Source organism: Companilactobacillus muriivasis (assembly GCF_036246245.1).
GTDB lineage: Bacteria > Bacillota > Bacilli > Lactobacillales > Lactobacillaceae > Companilactobacillus > Companilactobacillus muriivasis.
In genome coordinates this window covers 81,432-98,866 of record NZ_BTTQ01000004.1, presented here as the reverse complement: position 1 = coordinate 98,866, position 17,435 = coordinate 81,432, and the positions used below count along the sequence as shown (strand labels likewise).

16 protein-coding genes and 1 other annotated feature are annotated in these 17,435 nt (G+C 37.7%); of the genes, 9 read left to right on the top strand and 7 right to left on the bottom strand.

Annotated features, from left to right (window positions below):
• Window positions 1–13: 13 nt before the first annotated feature.
• From AAA923_RS06240 to AAA923_RS06225, 4 genes are read left to right on the top strand one after another with little or no spacing between them, the layout of a single operon-like run.
• Entirely contained in the window at window positions 14–1,576 is a 1,563-nt protein-coding gene (locus AAA923_RS06240) for an FGGY-family carbohydrate kinase (RefSeq protein ID WP_338215546.1), read from the top strand.
• A gap of 18 nt (window positions 1,577–1,594) precedes the next feature.
• Window positions 1,595–2,356: an SDR family NAD(P)-dependent oxidoreductase gene (locus AAA923_RS06235; RefSeq protein ID WP_338215544.1), complete on the top strand. Its 762-nt coding sequence runs from the start codon at window positions 1,595–1,597 to the stop codon at window positions 2,354–2,356.
• 26 nt (window positions 2,357–2,382) lie between these two features.
• A complete protein-coding gene (locus tag AAA923_RS06230) occupies window positions 2,383–3,384 on the top strand; it encodes a 2-hydroxyacid dehydrogenase (RefSeq protein WP_338215542.1) in 1,002 nt (333 codons plus the stop codon).
• A 16-nt stretch (window positions 3,385–3,400) separates the two neighbouring features.
• On the top strand, window positions 3,401–4,636 hold the full coding sequence (locus tag AAA923_RS06225) for a PTS galactitol transporter subunit IIC (protein ID WP_338215540.1): 1,236 nt from the start codon (window positions 3,401–3,403) through the stop codon (window positions 4,634–4,636).
• A gap of 43 nt (window positions 4,637–4,679) precedes the next feature.
• Here AAA923_RS06225 and AAA923_RS06220 read toward each other — a convergent pair whose 3' ends face one another.
• From AAA923_RS06220 to AAA923_RS06210, 3 genes are all read right to left on the bottom strand, one after another.
• Window positions 4,680–5,858, bottom strand: coding sequence for a CynX/NimT family MFS transporter (locus AAA923_RS06220; protein ID WP_338215538.1), 1,179 nt, complete (start codon window positions 5,856–5,858; stop codon window positions 4,680–4,682).
• A 508-nt stretch (window positions 5,859–6,366) separates the two neighbouring features.
• Window positions 6,367–6,918: a TetR/AcrR family transcriptional regulator gene (locus tag AAA923_RS06215; RefSeq protein ID WP_041499805.1), complete on the bottom strand. Its 552-nt coding sequence runs from the start codon at window positions 6,916–6,918 to the stop codon at window positions 6,367–6,369.
• Window positions 6,919–6,928: 10 nt separating this feature from the next.
• A complete protein-coding gene (locus tag AAA923_RS06210) occupies window positions 6,929–7,402 on the bottom strand; it encodes a nucleoside 2-deoxyribosyltransferase (RefSeq protein WP_338215535.1) in 474 nt (157 codons plus the stop codon).
• Between the two features lie 1,012 nt (window positions 7,403–8,414).
• On the opposite strand from AAA923_RS06210, the gene AAA923_RS06205 reads away from it, so the two are divergent.
• Window positions 8,415–9,368, top strand: coding sequence for an ADP-ribosylglycohydrolase family protein (locus AAA923_RS06205; RefSeq protein ID WP_338215533.1), 954 nt, complete (start codon window positions 8,415–8,417; stop codon window positions 9,366–9,368).
• 618 nt (window positions 9,369–9,986) lie between these two features.
• Here the strand turns inward: AAA923_RS06205 and AAA923_RS06200 are convergent.
• The 3 genes from AAA923_RS06200 to AAA923_RS06190 are packed head-to-tail and all read right to left on the bottom strand — an operon-like array spanning window position 9,987 to window position 12,165.
• Entirely contained in the window at window positions 9,987–10,841 is an 855-nt protein-coding gene (locus AAA923_RS06200; RefSeq protein ID WP_338215531.1) for an amino acid ABC transporter substrate-binding protein, read from the bottom strand.
• A gap of 19 nt (window positions 10,842–10,860) precedes the next feature.
• Window positions 10,861–11,499 (bottom strand): amino acid ABC transporter ATP-binding protein, encoded by a 639-nt coding sequence (locus AAA923_RS06195; RefSeq protein WP_338215529.1) that lies wholly within the window; start codon window positions 11,497–11,499, stop codon window positions 10,861–10,863.
• A gap of 12 nt (window positions 11,500–11,511) precedes the next feature.
• Window positions 11,512–12,165 (bottom strand): amino acid ABC transporter permease, encoded by a 654-nt coding sequence (locus tag AAA923_RS06190; RefSeq protein WP_338215527.1) that lies wholly within the window; start codon window positions 12,163–12,165, stop codon window positions 11,512–11,514.
• Between the two features lie 171 nt (window positions 12,166–12,336).
• Window positions 12,337–12,557: a binding site (T-box leader), on the bottom strand.
• Between the two features lie 762 nt (window positions 12,558–13,319).
• Here AAA923_RS06190 and AAA923_RS06185 point away from each other — a divergent pair.
• Genes AAA923_RS06185 through AAA923_RS06170 form a run of 4 tightly spaced genes read left to right on the top strand, consistent with a single transcriptional unit; the run spans window position 13,320 to window position 16,075 of the window.
• Window positions 13,320–13,637 carry a PadR family transcriptional regulator gene (locus AAA923_RS06185; protein ID WP_041499815.1) on the top strand — a complete coding sequence of 106 codons (318 nt, stop codon included), beginning with the start codon at window positions 13,320–13,322 and terminating at the stop codon, window positions 13,635–13,637.
• Window positions 13,627–14,289: a DUF1700 domain-containing protein gene (locus AAA923_RS06180; RefSeq protein ID WP_338215525.1), complete on the top strand. Its 663-nt coding sequence runs from the start codon at window positions 13,627–13,629 to the stop codon at window positions 14,287–14,289. Before AAA923_RS06185 ends, AAA923_RS06180 begins: the two co-directional genes overlap by 11 nt.
• On the top strand, window positions 14,282–15,214 hold the full coding sequence (locus AAA923_RS06175) for a DUF4097 family beta strand repeat-containing protein (protein WP_338215523.1): 933 nt from the start codon (window positions 14,282–14,284) through the stop codon (window positions 15,212–15,214). Before AAA923_RS06180 ends, AAA923_RS06175 begins: the two co-directional genes overlap by 8 nt.
• 57 nt (window positions 15,215–15,271) lie before the next feature.
• The gene (locus tag AAA923_RS06170) at window positions 15,272–16,075 is read left to right on the top strand and encodes a DUF975 family protein (RefSeq protein WP_338215521.1); all 804 of its coding nucleotides are present in this window, start codon (window positions 15,272–15,274) and stop codon (window positions 16,073–16,075) included.
• Window positions 16,076–16,686: 611 nt separating this feature from the next.
• Here AAA923_RS06170 and AAA923_RS06165 read toward each other — a convergent pair.
• Window positions 16,687–17,337 (bottom strand): metal-dependent transcriptional regulator, encoded by a 651-nt coding sequence (locus AAA923_RS06165; RefSeq protein WP_338215519.1) that lies wholly within the window; start codon window positions 17,335–17,337, stop codon window positions 16,687–16,689.
• Between the last annotated feature and the right edge of the window lie 98 nt (window positions 17,338–17,435).

Here is a 17,435-nt window from a genome sequence, read left to right as displayed (position 1 = left end):
GGAAGATTCAATCATGACAAAGTATTTAATGGGAATAGATAATGGTGGAACATCTAGTAAAGCTGCTATCTATGATATTAATGGTAACGAAATTGCGAAGCATACTACGTACACTACCATGTTGACACCGCACCATTATTGGACTGAACGTGATATGGATGAATTAAAAGAAGTTAATTTTGAAGCCATTAGAGGAGCTCTAAAGAAGTCCGGAATTGATGCTCACGATATTGTTGGTATTTCATGTACAGGCCATGGAAATGGATTGTACTTAATGGGAGAAAATGGCAGTGTCGTTCGTAATGGTATCATTTCGACTGATAACCGAGCACATAGAATTGTTGATAAATGGCTTGCTGATCCAGAATATGAAACCATTGTACGTCCAAGAACGTATCAAACGGTTTGGGCATCACAACCGGTTTCATTATTAAAGTGGTTGGATGAGAATGAGCCTGATGTTTATGCCAAAACTAAATATGTATTTATGATTACCGATTTGGTTCGTTACTGGTTGACCGGTAAGGCAGGATTTGAACTTTCAAACGCATCTGGAACATCAATGATTAATCAACAAACAGAAGATTATGATGAAAAAGTATTTGATTTCTTTGGAATTAAGAATTGGCTCAAAAAAATGCCTGAATTAGTTAATGCTAATGATGAGTGTGGTCAAGTTACAGCTAAAACTGCCACAGCTACAGGATTAATCGAGGGAACACCAGTAGCAGGCGGATTGTTTGATATCACTGCAAGTGCACTTTCAACTGGTCTTGTAGAAGGAAATAATCTATCAATTGTCACTGGTACTTGGAGTATTAACCAATACATCAGTAAAGAAATTAAAGTTATTAAGGATTTATTTATGACTTCTGATTATCCAATTCCTGGATATCATCTTATTACAGAAGCTAGTCCCACATCAGGTAGTAATTTAACTTGGTTTATTAATACGTTCATGGGTCCAATTAAGGCAGAATTGAAAAAAGAAGGGAAAATGTCAATTTATGACTACTGTTCAAGCTTGGTTAATAGTGTTGACCCCGCTGATAGTAAGCTGATTTTCTTCCCATTCATTTTTGGATCAAATGCTGGTGTCGCTAATGCTACTGCTGGTTTTGTCGGAGCAACTAAATCAACTAGTTTGGGTGAATTTGTAAGAGCAGTTTATGAAGGTGTTGTCTTTGCACATATGGCACACTGTGAAAAATTGAATTCAATAAATCCTGATATTAGTGGTCCTATCCGTATTGCTGGAGGTATTACTAATAGTAACACCTGGCTTCAAATGTTCGCAGATGTTTTCCAACGTCCATTAGAATTAGTTGATGTATCAGAAAATGGAGCTCTAGGCACTTCGATGGCAGCTGCCGTTATGTCAGGCGTTTATCCAGACTTTGCAACCGCTGCAGATAAGATGGTGAAAATTTCAAGAACAATTCAACCAAATCCAGCTAATGCCAAGATCTATCAACAAAAATATGCATTGTATAAAGAAGAATTACAAGGCATGCATGGTGCATGGAAGACAATGGAGGATACAGAATTAGAACAACCTGTTCTAGAAAATAAGTAATGAAGTGGAGGAAATATTATGGAATTAGGATTAAAAGGTAAAAATGCGATTGTAACCGGTGGTGCAACTGGGTTAGGACAACAATTTGTAATTGCTCTAGCTAATGAAGGTGTAAACGTTGCTTTTACTTACTACAGTGAAAGTGAACATCCTGAAAAAACTGAAAAGCTTGTTGCTGAAGAAACTGATGTTAAAGCATATGGTATAAAAGCTGACTTATCTCAAGAATCAGGATGCCGTGAATTTTTCAAGCAAGCAAAAGAAAAATTATCAAAGATTGATATATTGGTAAATAATGCCGGTATCTGGCTAACTGGTCATGTTGATGAAATTTCAGTTAAAGATTGGGATCGTCAACTAGAAACAAACTTACGTGCACCGTTTATTTTGAGTCAGGAATTTATTCGTGATGCTAATTCAATGAAGCACGGTGGTCACATTATTAACATCACAAGTCAAGCAGCATATTATGGATCAACAACAGGTCACTCACACTACGCAGCTTCAAAAGCTGGATTGATTGCATTTGCCGCATCATTAGCACGTGAACAAGCCAAAAATGGAATTAATGTTATTAACTTGTGTATTGGCATTATGCATACACGTATGATTCAAGCAAACTTGGATAAAGATCCAAATTATTATGTAAATCGTATTCCTATGGGACGAGTTGTAGAGCCTGAAGAAGTTGCAAAGATGGGTACATTGTTTGCTTCAGATATTTATTCGTATATGACAGGTGCAACAGTTGATTTAACTGGTGGTATGTTAATGCACTAAATTTTTATAAAAGGGGATTTGTTATTATGAAGGTTTTAGCATTTGGTGATAATTTGATTACTCCAGAAATGTTGGAGAATGGTTTGACAGAACTAAAAAATCACGGATTCGAAGTTGAAATCCGTGACTGGAGTCATGACTCAGTTGAGTCATTACAAAATGATAATATTCTGGTAGAACAACAAGGGGCTGATGCCGTCGAAATCACCGACCCAAGTTTGTTAAAAGATATTGATAAATTCGATGTTATTATTACACAATTTACACCAATCGGCAAGAAGCTAATTGATAAAGCTAAGAATTTGAAATATATTGGTGTTCTCCGTGGTGGAATTGAGAATGTAGATAAAGACTATGCTGAAAGCCAAGGCATTAAGGTTATGAATACTGCTGGTCGTAATGCCAGAGCTGTTGCTGAATTTACCGTTGGTTTGATTTTGTCAGAAACACGTAATATTGCAAGAACTTCTGCAGCAATGCATAAAGATATTTGGTTAAAGGACTTCCCTAACAAAGATAATATTCCCGAAGTTGGTGGAAAGACTATGGGTATTATTGGGTTTGGACACATTGGACGACTAGTAGCTCAATTTATGAAGGGTATGGATGCTAACGTTATCTTTTATGATCCATATGTTGACTCAGTAGAAGGCTTTGAAAAAGTAAATAAGTTGGAAGATTTGGTTAAGCAAGCCGATATTATTTCAATTCATATGCGTGCAACTGAAGAAACACATCATATTATTGACAAGCATATGTTTGATTTGATGGGAGAAGGAACTTATTTCATTAACTCAGCACGTTCTGCACTTGTTGATGAAAGTGCTTTGATTGATGCTCTTAAGAATCATAAGATTGCTGGCGCTGCCGTTGATACATTTGATGAAGAGCCATTGCCAAAGGATAGTCCATTCTTAGCATTAGACAATATCACATTAACATCTCACTTGGCAGGTTCAACGGCCGATGCATTTAAGAATACTCCAAAATTGTTTGCAAGTCGCTTCTTACAAAGTATAGAAGAATAGAAGGGAATGGTAACTTATGGCAATAATTAACAGCATTATTTCTTTAGGTGCGAGTGTCATGATGCCCATTATCTTCTTCATTGTAGGTCTCATTTTTAAGATGAAACCAGCTAAAGCGTTTAAAGCTGGTATGCTTGTAGGTGTTGGTTTTACAGGTGTATCAATGGTTATTAACCTTCTTTTAAATGCTTTAGGTCCGGCCTCAAAAGCAATGGTCGCACGTTTAGGATTACATTTAACAGTTACAGATGTTGGCTGGGCAACTGCTTCAACAATTGGGTGGGGATCTCCAATCATGCCTGTTGCAGTTGTAGGATTCTTAGTAATCAATGCTATTCTTTTAGTGTTGAATGTTACTAAGACAGTTGATATTGATATTTTCAACTTTTGGATTTTCCTATTGTTAGGAGCAGTAATCTATGCAGGGACTAATAATTTCTGGGTTGCTGTTGTTGCAGATTTGACACAACCGATAATTCAAAAGCAATTTCCAAATAAGGATCTAAAGGGAATATCGTTTCCACATCTAACCTGTATAGCTTGGATACCATTTGGTATCGCTGCAGATTGGATTATTGAAAAAATTCCTGGATTAAACAAGATTAACTTGCAGCCAGAAGCAGTTAATAAACGTTTAGGTACTCTGGGAGAACCAATTTCATTCGGTGCGATTATCGGTGTTATTTTAGGTATTTTAGCAGGGTATGACGTAAGCAAAGTTGTTACTTTAGGTATTAATATTGCTGCAGCTATGTACTTACTTCCAATTATGGTTGATGTTTTGGTTTCAGGCCTTGTCATGGTACGTGACCGTGTTGATGCGCAACTCAAGGAATGGTTCCCAAAAAGAAAGTTCTTTATTGGTATGGATACTGCGTTACTAATTGATGATCCATCTGTATTAGCAACTGGATTGTTACTATTACCATTTGCAATTATCCTAGCCTTTGTTCTACCAGGAAACAAAGTATTACCATTCGCAGATTTAGCATCTCTAATGTTCTTATTTGCTCTAGTTGCTCCATTCTGTAAGAGAAATATGTTTAGAATGTTGATAGCAGGTATTTTGATTGTGACGGTTGTATTTTATGCTGGAACATCAATTGCTCCAGAATTTACTAAAGCAGCTGTTATGAGTAATATCGGTTCAGTTAAGAGCTTTACAGCAATTACTAATATTGTTGGATCAGCTACAACTTGGATAGGTTGGATATTTATCAAATTGGCTGAATTGGTTCAAGGAATGTTTTAATTAAAAAATCATCGCTTATCTTTTTTGATAAACGATGATTTTTTTATTCTGCAATTGGTTTATGGCGTGCAACAAGTAATCCAGATATTGCTAATAATGTTGATAGGACAACAAGAATTAAAATAATTACATTCCAGGATCCAACTGAATTTTCAATAAATCCAAATAGCACTGGCCCGATAGCTGCTAATAAGTAACCGGCGGATTGAGCCATACCAGAGACTTCAGCGGTTTGATAAGGATTGGTGGTCTTTTCCGTGAAGAAAACAATGGCCATGTTGAAAGCTAGGCCAGAACCAAAGCCTGTGACGATAGTGATAATTGTCAAGAATACGGCGTTGCTGGTCGAAATTAGATATCCCAGTGGGGCAATGACATAGCCGACAAATAGCATAATCAACAGTGTTCTCATACCGTGTTTTCTAACGGACAAGAAAGGTACGATGAATGAACAAGGCAATCCACTTAGTTGTAACAGCGTCAGAAGGTTGCTGGCAAAAATAGTGCTAATGCCATGATTTTCCAAAACCGAGGGTAACCAAGTTATAAGTGAGTAGTAGACGATTGATTGTAATCCGAAAAATGCTGTAATCAACCAACCGAGATTTTGCGTCCAGACACTACGATAATTAGTTTTATGTTGGATGGTAGTAGTTTCACGATGATTGTATTTCAAATTAGGAACCCAGAAAACTAAAGCGACAATAGCAACGACTGATAAACTTGCCAGTGTCGTTTGCAAATTGACTTTCGTAATCAAAATACCTGATAGGGCTGTTCCAATTGCACCAATCAAGAGCATCGACATTGTGTAGAGACTAGTTCCCAAAGGAATCTGGTTAGGCAAGTGATCCTTAATTATTGCAGGGACGAGAACATTACCACTGTCGATACCAACTCCAGCAAGGAAAGTCCCAAGCATCAGAGCCCAAACAGTCGGGATAATTCTTAAATAACTACCGAAGATTAATAGAATAAAGAAAACAAAAATCGTCAATTCATTACCAATTTTTTTGGCAACTTTAACAATAATTGGTGAAATAATGGCAAAAGTAATTAATGGAATAGATGTAATTAAACCGGCCAATGATTTAGGAATACCCAGATCTTTTTCAATGGTACTCAATAATGGCGGAATAATAGTAATAGGAAGTCGCAAGTTGGCTGCAACCAGCATCATGCTGAGAAGAAACCATTTTTTATTGATTTTTCCTGATGACATCGTTACCTCCTTAAAATAAACACAATATTACAATTGTAAACTTATCAGGTTATTGTGACAAATATGGTTATGCGTTGAAGGATACCGCCTCTGGTTTCACGTGATTGCAGTTTCGAACTTCTCGTCAAATAAGTCAGTAGCTATAGTATGAAGACGGAATGTATATATATAATCTATTTAATGTAAAAAAAGCGTAAAAAAAATAGACTATTTTTAGTCTATAATTTTGTGATATAAGTTATATTTTCGGAAATTCAGAGTTAACTTTAGTGATTTTAATGATTATTAAATAAAGCTCATATTATAAAGAAGCACATCAATACATTAGCCAGAGGGTTCGAGGGAGTCGGAATGCCGTGCAGGTGGCGTTAGGTCGTAAGACCTTACCCCACCGATGTATTTTGAGATTCGCGTACTTTGCGAAGCTCAAAATCGAGGCGCGAGACCGTGGCTCGCACCGGTCGCATGGCTGTAGACTCCCTCGAAACCTCCGGCGGCCCCAAAAAGTCTAGTTAGACCATTTCTCAAAGAAACTGGCAGTAAATTCAATAAATTTATCACGTGAGACGTTGAAATCATTATCTTCGAGATACTCGACTAAACCAATCAATCCACCGACAATGAAGCTAATCATCAACTCAGGTGAATCCGATTTAGTAATCATCTTAATCAATGGATCATTTTGACTGGCTGGATCCTTACTCTTAGTTTTAACAATATCTTGCAAGATACTTCGAAATTCAGGGTATAGGTTAGCTTTTGTTTGGTACTGTGGTGAAATATGGTGAATGAAACTACTGTTTTTTTCCATAAAATCGGCTATTTGGTAGACGACTGTTTTGGCATTAGAAGTGTTATTGAGCAAGTCATCTAATAGGTATGAAAATACTGCGTGCAACAAAGCATATTTATCATTGAAATAACGGTAAAAAGTACTGTGGTTGATCAACGCTTCGTCACAAATATCACCGACAGTGATTTTTTCGAACGGCTTTTTCTGTAGTAAAGAAACCATTGCTGTGATGATTGATTTTTCTGTTCGTTGAGTTACTTGTGACATGTCGTTCCTCCTAAAGTACTTTAACGTTTTCGTAGCGTGTCATTAATGTGTTGAAATTATAGTCTTTAATTTTTTGAATGCTATCGTGACCATTGAAGAAAGCTGTTAAACTACCAGCAAGCATTAAATTCAAAGGTTCTTCAGTCATATTTCTGACACCGATAACTGGGACATTGTTAGCTATTGCATAGCCGCATTCCCACATTGTTCCTGAGTCAGGCTCTAATTCGTTTTCTTCTATTTTATAGTCTAACATTGCGACCACAACATCTGAAACATTAATATTATTAATATCATGTTTGTAAACGGCAGTTTGCCATTCAAATGATCCAAACTCAGCATCACTATATTCATCTTTACCAGGGCGGAAAATATCTCCGATAGTTGGGTTAGCTTCTAAAAGCTTTTGAATTTCGTCGAGACGCTTGATTTGATGTTCACTAAAAAATGGTCCGGCTAAATAAACACGATTCTTTTTTTCCATAGGTGTATGTGAGCACTCCTTTATATTTATAACGTGTGTGCCAGTCGATGTTTGAAAGGTTATTTAAGCATGTCGTTTCCAGAGCTGATAGTATTCATCTGCTGCGCGGAACGGTCCGAGCCAAAGAGCGGTCTCGAACCTCGGTTGAAGCCTTGCAAAGCCGGCAAGTCTCCAACGCGCCCGGTGGTGTAATTGCTAAAGCAATAACGCCACTTTCGCTGCTGATGAATGCTATCAGCTCTTCCAACTGGGTTATTTTTTATTAAATGTAACTTGCTTTAAACTTTGGACGGTGGTTACTACACGTTAGTTATATCTTAATTATACTGAAATGTTCGGGAAATGCTCGTATAAATAATTCTATATAATGACTTTTATTGTAATCAGTCATTTGTAATTGTTAATAATTGATAAGGTTGTAATGGTATTTTAACTACTATCTATTATTTTAAGGGAGATAAATTTCAAAATGGATGTAATAATCTCAAACAAGGTAAAATTAAATTAGTCGGAAGAACTGAGAATATACACCCGCTGTGGGTGTGGCGTTACGGCTTTAGCCGTTACACCACCGGGCGTGTTTGGAGACTTACCGGTCTGTGGTAAGGCTTCAAACCGAGGCTCGAGACCGTTCTTTGGCTCGAACCGGTCCGCATAGCAGGTGTATATTCTCGGTTCTTCAGACGGCATAATTAAACAAAAATATAATCAAAAAAATAAAATTAAGTTTTTTAAAAAAGCCTTTTCATTTTTTCTTTTAGATGATATAACACTTGTAGGCACGGAGGCATATGCTTATGAATAAAAATTTGCGGAATATTCGCGATGATAAGTTGAAGGTTAGTTTGCTCGCTATGTTGGGCATCTTTTTGGCTTTTGCTTTATTAATTTTTTAGGATTAAACGTGCTTATAGATGGGAAAAATTTTTGTAGTATTCTTAAATAGAAGACTAAACTAAGACTGAGACTAAATGAATAATTTAGTCCCAGTTTTTTAAACGGGAGATGAGAATTGTTGCATAAGCGTCAGATAGAAAATATTTTGTACGCCGGTGTAGTTGGGGATGCATTGGGAGTTCCAGTCGAATTTTCCAAGCGTGATTCTTATTATATTGATTCGATGACTGCGGGCGGAACGTGGGAACAGGCCAAAGGGAGTTGGTCGGACGATACATCATTCACTTTGCCATTAATGGAAAGTTTAACCGAAAATGGTAGTTACGATGAATTGATGCAAAAGTTCGAGAATTATATGTTTCACAACGAATATACACCTGACAATTTAGCATTTGGTATTGGGAGTGCCTGTGCTAAGGCGGTTAGAAATTGGTCAGTTAATCACTATCCAGCTTTGGAATGTGGAGATCCAAGCGTTGAGGCTAATGGAAATGGTGCTTTGATGCGCCTAGCACCTTTAGCAATTCATTTGGTTGATGAGATAGATTTGAACAAACGACTTCAATTAACGTATGAATACACTTGCTTAACACACCGCCACCCACGAGCAATCGTCGGCAGTTATATTTATTTAGAAATTTTACATGGATTATTAAATGGCCGCGCCTTGAGAGCTATTTTGAATTATTTACCTGAACAGTTGAATCAGGCTTTACGAAATCGACCAGACGAGTTGGCTGAATTACCTCAATATGATGAAATGTTCAAAAATAATTTTGGCATGACATTGCGCAAAGATATTAAATCTTCGGGTTATGTAGTTGACACATTGTTAGCTAGTACGTGGAGCGTCTTGGCCAGTACTAGTATTGATAAAGCTATTATTCTTGCCGTCAATTTAGGCGACGATACCGATACAATTGCCAGCATTGCTGCAACAATTAGCAGTTGTGAAAATTTAAATTATCATGTCAGTGATGAGTGGAGAAGTCAGTTACGAAATCCTGAACTTCTCAGCAAGATTATTGATCGATTCGCTGAAAAAGAAGCCTCTAGAGCACTTGTCTAGAAGCTTCTTTTTTATTTTGGTATTGAAGGATGGCCGCCTCCGGTCGTGCGTGATTGCAGTCCGCTATGGGGACCGGTCCGAGCCAAAGAGCGGTCTCGAACCTCGCTTTGAATCCTTGCAAGTTCGGCAAGTATCCAAAGTCGCCCCGTGGTGTAACGGCTAAAGCCGTAACGCCACCTTCACAGCGTACTCAATCGCGCACGACCGGAGGCTAAGTTTTTCGTTGATAAGTTAGTCTGGATAATTGCTTTAGAGATTCGGTCATGATTTTATGTATTTTGATTTTGAATAGTCAAATTATGTACTAAATTAATTAATCTGATGAATTCAAAGTTAAAAAATAAGCCCCAAGTTCATCAAACATATTATTAAATATGAAGATAAACTTGAGGCTTGTATTGTATATATCATTAAAAAAATAAATAGCTGGAGGTTTCGAGGGAGTCGAAATGCCGTGCAGGTGGCGTTAGGTCGTAAGACCTTACCCCACCGACGTATTTTGAGATTTGCGGTTTATGCAAAGCTCAAAATCGAGGCGCGAGACCTTGGCTCGCGCCGGTCGCATGGCATGCCAGACTCCCTCGAAACCTCCAGCGGCAGTGAACAAATACCAAAATCCTACTTTTCAGGTTGTATCAATGAGTTGTCTGAGTTTCCGAACCACTTCTTGTTGATCTTCTGTAGTTCACCAGTATTGGCTAAGTTTTGTAATCCTTTATCAATCTTAGACTTCAATGTCTTGTCGCCTTTTCTCATTCCGACAGCAAAGTCTTCGCCATCAAAACCACCACGGGTTACACGGTATGATGCGGGATCTTTTTCCTTACTGATGTAATAGCCAGCGTAAACACTGTCGATTAGAAGTCCTTGGATTCTGTTAGCATCAAGATCCATCAATGCATTATTGAATGAATCGTAAAGAACTGGTGTCTTGCCTTTGATGTAATCTTTCAGCATGGTTGGTTTTTCGTCTAGAAGACTGGCACCGGATGAACTTGTTTGAGCTCCTAAAGTTTTGCCTTGCATACCTTTAAATGTCGTAATATTCTCGGCAGTTTTCGTTACCAAAACTTGGCGGTTAGCCATGTAAGGTCTAGAGAATAGTAATTGCTTTTTACGAGCAGGTGTAATGGTATAACCGTTCCAAATTAGGTCAATTGTCCGATTACGAAGTTCTGTTTCCTTCATATTCCAGTCAATTGGTTGAAAATCAGCTTTGATACCATATTGTTTGAATACAGCTTTGGCTAAATCAATATCGTAACCAACTAATTTACCATTTTTCTCACGAAAACCCATGGGAACGAAGGTATCGTCAAGGCCAATGATGACACGGCCTCTTTTTTTGATGTGTGACCAAGTGTCAGTCGTGTTGGCTTCTTGAGCAACTGATTTTTGACTATTGCCGCAACCAGCTAGAGTCAGACTGAAGAAGGCTAATAAACTCAAGAATATAAATATCTTTTTCTTCATATTATTAATCCCCCTATGATTAATCGTTTAATGGTTTAACTTCGAGTAACTGATCGGCAATCTTTTTGGCAAAGTCGGGATCGTGGGTAATGACGATTTGAGTGATGCCGGTGTTTTTCAAATCAAGAATAACTTGAGCAACGGTATCACGTAAACTTGGATCCAACGCTGATGTTGGTTCATCGTAACAGAGAATTTCTGGTTTCATTGCTAAAGCTCGGGCGATGGCAACACGTTGTTTTTGACCACCTGATAATTCGAATGGATATTGATTTTTGAGACTAGTCAAACCTAATTGAGCTAGTAAATCAGAAACATTTTTTTCAGCAGTTTTCTTGTCTTGTTTTAGTACCATTTCAGGTGCTAAAGCGACATTTTCCATTACAGATAGATGAGGGAAGAGGTTGAAATCTTGAAAAACAACGCCGACAACACGTTCCTTAACTGATTCATCAAAGGGGTCAAATGATTTGCCGTTTAAAGTGAATGTTCCGGAGTCAACTCGTTCAAGACCAGCGATACAGCGCAAGAGGGTTGTTTTACCGGCACCACTAGGGCCAACGATACTGAGGATTGAATTATCCTCCACTTCAAGATTTAAATTATCTAAGATGGTTTTGCCATCAAAACTTTTTGTAATATTCTCTAATTTCAACATATTTTCTCTCTCCTAACGGTAATAGCTGAAGCGTTTTTCTAAGACTTTCAAAGCCCAAGTACAGATCAAAGTTAATAGTAAATAAATGACACCAACTAAGACTAGTGGAAGTAAAGTTACATCACGTGAACTGGCAATGTTTCCGGCTCGCAACAAGTCGCCCAATCCAATTACGTAAACTAAAGATGAATCCTTGACCAAGTTGATGACTTCGTTACCAATTGAAGGAAGCACAATTTTGACAACTTGAGGAATAATAATTTTTCTAATTGTTTGCCAGTAGTTCAATCCAAGCACCTTAGCACCTTCGAATTGACCTTTACTGATAGTTCCAAAACCACCACGGAATATTTCAGCAAAGTAGGCTGTGTAGTTCAGGATGAAAGCAAAGAGTGCGGCGTCATATCTTTCAAAAACGATATGTATGAATGGCATGTTTGGTAATCCGTAGAATACGAAAATTAATTGCAAAAGTAATGGAGTTCCACGCATGACCCAAATGTAAAATGATAATAACCAGCTGAGTGGTTTAAATTTGGAGCTGCGTCCGAGTGATACCAAGACCCCTAATGGCAATGAACAAATGATTGTCCAAAAGAAAACTTTTAATGTCATTGCTGTACCGCTTAATAATGACGGTAAAATCTCAAAGATATAATTCATCATAATTTTTTCTCCCCTTTGTTAAATATAAAAAAAGACGCCCGCTAGCAAATATGCTAGAGGACGTCTTGACGTGGTTCCACCTCGAGTTTGTCAGTATCTCACGATACTGACCTCAGGAAGTTATTGTAAAAAGGTTCGCAAATAAACAAAAAACCCTCTTAGTCAAAAGACTAAGAGGGCGAATATTCGCGGTACCACCTCTGGTTACTAATATCTCACGATACTAGACTCATGAAGTTACAATAACTTCAGCTGTAACGGGGCTACCGAAATGACCTACTTGTTTCAATCATTTAACTTACAGATGTGTTTCATCAAGGATCAGATCAACTCGCACCAACGTTGACTCTCTGGACTGATTTACTCGACTACTCTTCTGTCGTCGCTTTTTATATTTGTTTTAAAATGTTGAAGTTATCTTAATGCGGATTAAAACCAAAGTCAAGTCTTTTTTGTTTTGCCGCCGGAGGCTGGCAGTAATTTAACTCGCTATGGGGATCGGCGTGAGCCAAGGTCTCACACCTCGACTTTGAACTTTGCAAAGACCGCAAATTTCAAAGCTCGCCCCGTGGTGTAACGGCTAAAGCCGTAACGCCACCTCCACAGCGTGTTAAATTACTGCCAACCTCCGGCTATTTTATTAGCATGCTGCAATGTTAATGATATTTATTTACGGATAAACAGGTAAATTGATATTATATCAGTGAATTTTCTTGATAAGAATAAAATATTTAGAATTATTTTATTTTTATACACACCTGAATCTGAAGTTTGTAATCAATCAATAGCCTAGTTCAATTATATTTTTCCACTTGATGATCAACAAACTCGAATTGACCATATATTTAATAATTATAGAATGCTAAATATCTGAATCCAAAATACAAGAGCCGGAGGGTGAGAGGGAGTCCAAATGCCATGAAAGTGTCGTTAGAGCAGTGGTTTTCTGCTCTTACAACACTGACGTATTTTGAGATTCGCGTACTTTGCGAAGCTCAAAATCGAGGCGCGAGACCGTGGCTCGCACCGGTCACATAGCATGCGAGACTCCCTCTCACCCTCCGGCGGAAAATTTGACATAACATATACTTTATAATATATTGTTAATGAAAACATATTATACGACGTATAATATTGAGAAACGAGGAGATAATATGGCAATTCAAGTTTCGACTGAGATTCTTGAGGGTTCAGTTTTAGCTCTGTTGACCAAAGAGGATTACTACGGTTATGCGATTACTAGGGAAATAAAGAAAGTCTTTCCCATATCAGAATCAACTATGTATCCCATCTTGCGTCGCCTGAAAAAAGAGGATTGGTTGAGTACCTACGATGAGGCTTATGAAGGTCGAAATCGTCGCTACTATAAGATTACCGATCAGGGTCTAAGACGTTTGGATGAAATCAGAGGCAATTGGCAAGAATTAAAGGCAGCTACGGATGCTATCTTGGAGGGGAATAATGAAGAATAAAGCGATTGATACTTATATTGATGAATTTGAAATATATTTACATCAATTAAGTGATAAAGAAAAACAAGATGTGCTTGAATTTTATCGAGAATATATCATTGATGCTAATTTGCAATCATCAGATGCCATTATTAATGAGTTGGGAACACCAAAGCATTTGGCACGTAAGGTTTTGGCAGACTATTCGATTAAGATGTCAGAGGAAAATTATCAAAGTGTCGATAATGGACAGATGACAGGCAATCAACGTTTTTCCAAAAATTTGAAGATGATTGGCTTAGTTATCTTGGCGTTAATGGCATCACCAGTGGCAATTTTGATTGCTATTATCTTGATTCCATTAATTCTATTGTTCCTAGGCTTAGGAGTTCTGTTCATTCTTCTGTTCCTATTCATGGTTGCCATGTCAGTAGTTGGTGGAATTGGAGCTATATTTATCGGATTATCGGTAATGTTTCAATCATTTGCGACAACCGTTTTCTACGTTGGTGTCGGACTATTGATTCTAGGTGTCGACTTCTTCATCATTCCAATCATCGTTGCATTACTCAAATGGTTCTTCAGTGTCATCGTGATTTTCTTCCGTTGGTTAGGTAAAAAGATGCTACGTGGAAGAAAAACTCCAATGAAGGGGGAAAAAGAAAATGCGTAAGTATTTCGTGACAGGATTTTATTTATTGATTGCCGGTGGCTTATTATTGCTCGGTGGAATCCTAATGGGCGCCAATCGTTCAGTTGTTTGGGATCATGGTTTCAAAGTAGCCCAAGTTAAAAATGAAACTTATCCGTTATCTGACTTTGACAATATTTATGTTGAAGGTCGAGACACGGATATTAATATTAAATTCGGTGACCGTTATAAGATTCATATCGACGGTGATAAGTCTCAAGCTCCAACTTATAGTGTTAAAGATGGTACTTTGACAGTGACTGGCAGCAACAAAAAAGGTCGTATTGGTGTCGATGTTCTCGGACGTGAAAAGGTAACAATCACAATTCCAATGAATAAAACTTTGGACAATGTTAATTTGAGAACTGCCAATAGTAAGATTCATATTAGTGATGTAACGATAAATAGTTTGGTTAAAACGTCGAAAGACATGGATTATGATGCCGATATGTCCTTGAGCGATGTAACGGTTCATAACGCCGATAAAATTAATTTGTATAACGCTGATATGGAAATGAAAAATTCTAATATTACGAATCTTTCCTTAACAGCCAGTGCACATTCAGAAATTGATGCCGAAAATACAACATTGAAGAATGCCAATATCAACCTTGATCAATCAAATTTGGATATTGAATCATCTAATATCGACTCAATGAAGGCTTTTGTTAACCATGGTAAAGTCGAATTTGATAAGACAACTATGATGAATAAGAATCTTGTGAGACTCTTCAATACTGGTCGTTTTACCGGTGAAAAGTTAACTGTTGATGGCTTGAAACTCAGCACTGACAAGGGAATTGTCCGTTATTTTGACAAGAGTTATGGAACCAGTTTTGAAAATAAAACTGACGCTGCCAACTTGCTTGATGTGAAAGCTACTAAAGGAACTATTACAGTTAAGTAGATTAGGTTGTTGTAGTCATCTTTGTTATAATGGCGTTATCTATTGTGAGGGATATTGATGAATACTAACTTTAATCGAATATCTGCCATGGAAATTCGTCGTGAGGCTCATAGAGCTTTTCGAAAAGATATTAAAGGAAATATTTCTTTAAATGTAATTCCAATCTTATTGAGATTCTTGGCAGTGTTTTTTGGAACAAAACTTTATACTTCTTGGATGGCTAATCTGAACGTTAATTTGGCCGATCCAAATCAGACTAGTCAACGCTTATCTGAAATTTCGTCTAATATGGCGAATGATCCAAGTTCAGTTGATAAATATATGTTAACTTTGACACCACAAACAAGTGTTATCGTCTACGCGTTCATGTTTTTCTTTATCATGGCTTGTGTCGGAGTTTCCTATACAATACTTGATAAATTACGAAATCCAGATTATCAAATCAATGCATTGCGCGATAGTTTGCAGGCATTCTCGGGACGTTATTTCTTCCCAATGATTTTCATTACGGCACTGTTTGGACTGTTTTTAGAAGCTGGATTTATGCTATATTTCATTCCAGGTGTCTGGTTCCTATTGATCTTTTCACAGGTATTCTTAGTGTTTAAGGATGACGTTGAGGAACAACAAGGCAAGTGGTCATTGCGAATGGCATTTTCAACCTTCAGCCGTAGTTCAGTTTTGATGAGAGGATATAAGTGGACTTACTTTTCATTGTGTTTCGAATTTTTCTTCTGGGAAATTTTGAACGCTATGACACATGAGTTGTTGTCTGTTTGGTTACAACCTTACGAGCAATTGACGATGTCTGTTTTTTATCAAAAAGTGTTAGAGAATAATCAAAAAAATCAACAAAACTAATACGCAAAACTAATATCTTGGTCCCGATGAATATATTTTATTCATTGGGATTTTTTTGTTGTGTATTGAAGGATGCCGCCACCGGGTGCGAGTGATTTGGGCTGGCTGTGGGGACCGATTCGAGCCAAAGTACGGTCTCGAATCTCGCTTTTGAGCCTTGCAAAATCGGCAAGGCTCAAAAGTCGTCCCGTAGTATGAGTGCTTACGCACTTATACTACCTTCACGGCTAGCCCAATCACTCGCACCTGGTGTCTGGTTTTGTCTATAGACTGAAATGTTTGATTCGTTGTAACGGTGATATAAACTTTCAATTATTGATTAAACAGGTTCAGTAGTATTTAAAACTATGAATACTGAAAATTGAGTCTTGTTAATTTATCAGGTAAAAATATCTAGCTGGAGGTGGGCAGTAATGTAGTCTGCAATGGAGGTGGCGTTACGGCTTTAGCCGTTACACCACGGGACGAGTTTTGAAATTCGCGGTTTTTGCGGAGTTCAAAATCGAGGTGTGAGACCTTGGCTCACACCGGTCCCCATAGCAGAACTGCATTACTGCCCACCGGAAGCGGCAACAAAAAAAGAAGCTCAGCTTTTGCCGAACTTCTCTAATTTATCTATTTTCAACGAAGATATAATCGATAGCCTTTGCGCCGATTGTAATGTTGGTACCATCAGCTTTGCGGACTACTAATGAATTATCAAACTTCTCGTGTTTAATAATTTCTACAGTATCGTCGATTTCCAAATTCAAGCTGCCAAAGTATTGTAAGAAATCATAATTGTCAGACACTCTGACGATTTGAACTTTAGCGCCATCGGGAACCATGCTTAGTAATTTATCATCAGCGTCAGTTTCACCTTGACCGTTACCAGGGATAATTCCACCATGTGGGCAACGTTGCGGATGATCTAGAAAGTCGTTTAGATGGTCAACTAGGTCGTCATCTGAGGAATGTTCTAAGGCATCGGCGTTATGATGCACGTTATCAACCGGATATTTAAGCTTCTCATGCAAAAAGACTTCCCATAATCTATGCGTGCGGACTAGTTTTTCGGAAACTTTATTTCCCTTTGGAGTCAACACGATTTTGTTGTATGGGGAGTGAGTCAAATAGCCTTCACTGGCCAACGCATTCAACATTTCTGTTACTGATGGGGCGGAAACATTCATGATTTCGGAGATGCGTTTGTTAGTTATTTTGGTAAAGTCATAATTTAGTTCATATATAGTTTTTAAATAATTTTCTTTGTTAGGGGACAATTTTACAACCTTTCGCTTAACCTAATAATATTCTTAGCCTTTCTATTATAGCGCATATCATTCAACTTTGATAATGGATAATGTTAAAATATTCTCGA

Excerpts from the sequence above, each read along its gene's own strand:
- AAA923_RS06210 (WP_338215535.1), bottom strand. The coding sequence starts at position 7,402 with ATGGAAAAAAAGAATCGTGTTTATTTAGCCGGACCATTTTTTAGTGAA.
- AAA923_RS06185 (WP_041499815.1), top strand. The coding sequence starts at position 13,320 with ATGGCAATTCAAGTTTCGACTGAGATTCTTGAGGGTTCAGTTTTAGCT.
- AAA923_RS06225 (WP_338215540.1), top strand. The coding sequence starts at position 3,401 with ATGGCAATAATTAACAGCATTATTTCTTTAGGTGCGAGTGTCATGATG.
- AAA923_RS06170 (WP_338215521.1), top strand. The coding sequence starts at position 15,272 with ATGAATACTAACTTTAATCGAATATCTGCCATGGAAATTCGTCGTGAG.
- AAA923_RS06215 (WP_041499805.1), bottom strand. The coding sequence starts at position 6,918 with ATGTCACAAGTAACTCAACGAACAGAAAAATCAATCATCACAGCAATG.
- AAA923_RS06200 (WP_338215531.1), bottom strand. The coding sequence starts at position 10,841 with ATGAAGAAAAAGATATTTATATTCTTGAGTTTATTAGCCTTCTTCAGT.
- AAA923_RS06195 (WP_338215529.1), bottom strand. The coding sequence starts at position 11,499 with ATGTTGAAATTAGAGAATATTACAAAAAGTTTTGATGGCAAAACCATC.
- AAA923_RS06180 (WP_338215525.1), top strand. The coding sequence starts at position 13,627 with ATGAAGAATAAAGCGATTGATACTTATATTGATGAATTTGAAATATAT.
- AAA923_RS06220 (WP_338215538.1), bottom strand. The coding sequence starts at position 5,858 with ATGTCATCAGGAAAAATCAATAAAAAATGGTTTCTTCTCAGCATGATG.
- AAA923_RS06240 (WP_338215546.1), top strand. The coding sequence starts at position 14 with ATGACAAAGTATTTAATGGGAATAGATAATGGTGGAACATCTAGTAAA.
- AAA923_RS06175 (WP_338215523.1), top strand. The coding sequence starts at position 14,282 with ATGCGTAAGTATTTCGTGACAGGATTTTATTTATTGATTGCCGGTGGC.
- AAA923_RS06235 (WP_338215544.1), top strand. The coding sequence starts at position 1,595 with ATGGAATTAGGATTAAAAGGTAAAAATGCGATTGTAACCGGTGGTGCA.
- AAA923_RS06190 (WP_338215527.1), bottom strand. The coding sequence starts at position 12,165 with ATGATGAATTATATCTTTGAGATTTTACCGTCATTATTAAGCGGTACA.
- AAA923_RS06230 (WP_338215542.1), top strand. The coding sequence starts at position 2,383 with ATGAAGGTTTTAGCATTTGGTGATAATTTGATTACTCCAGAAATGTTG.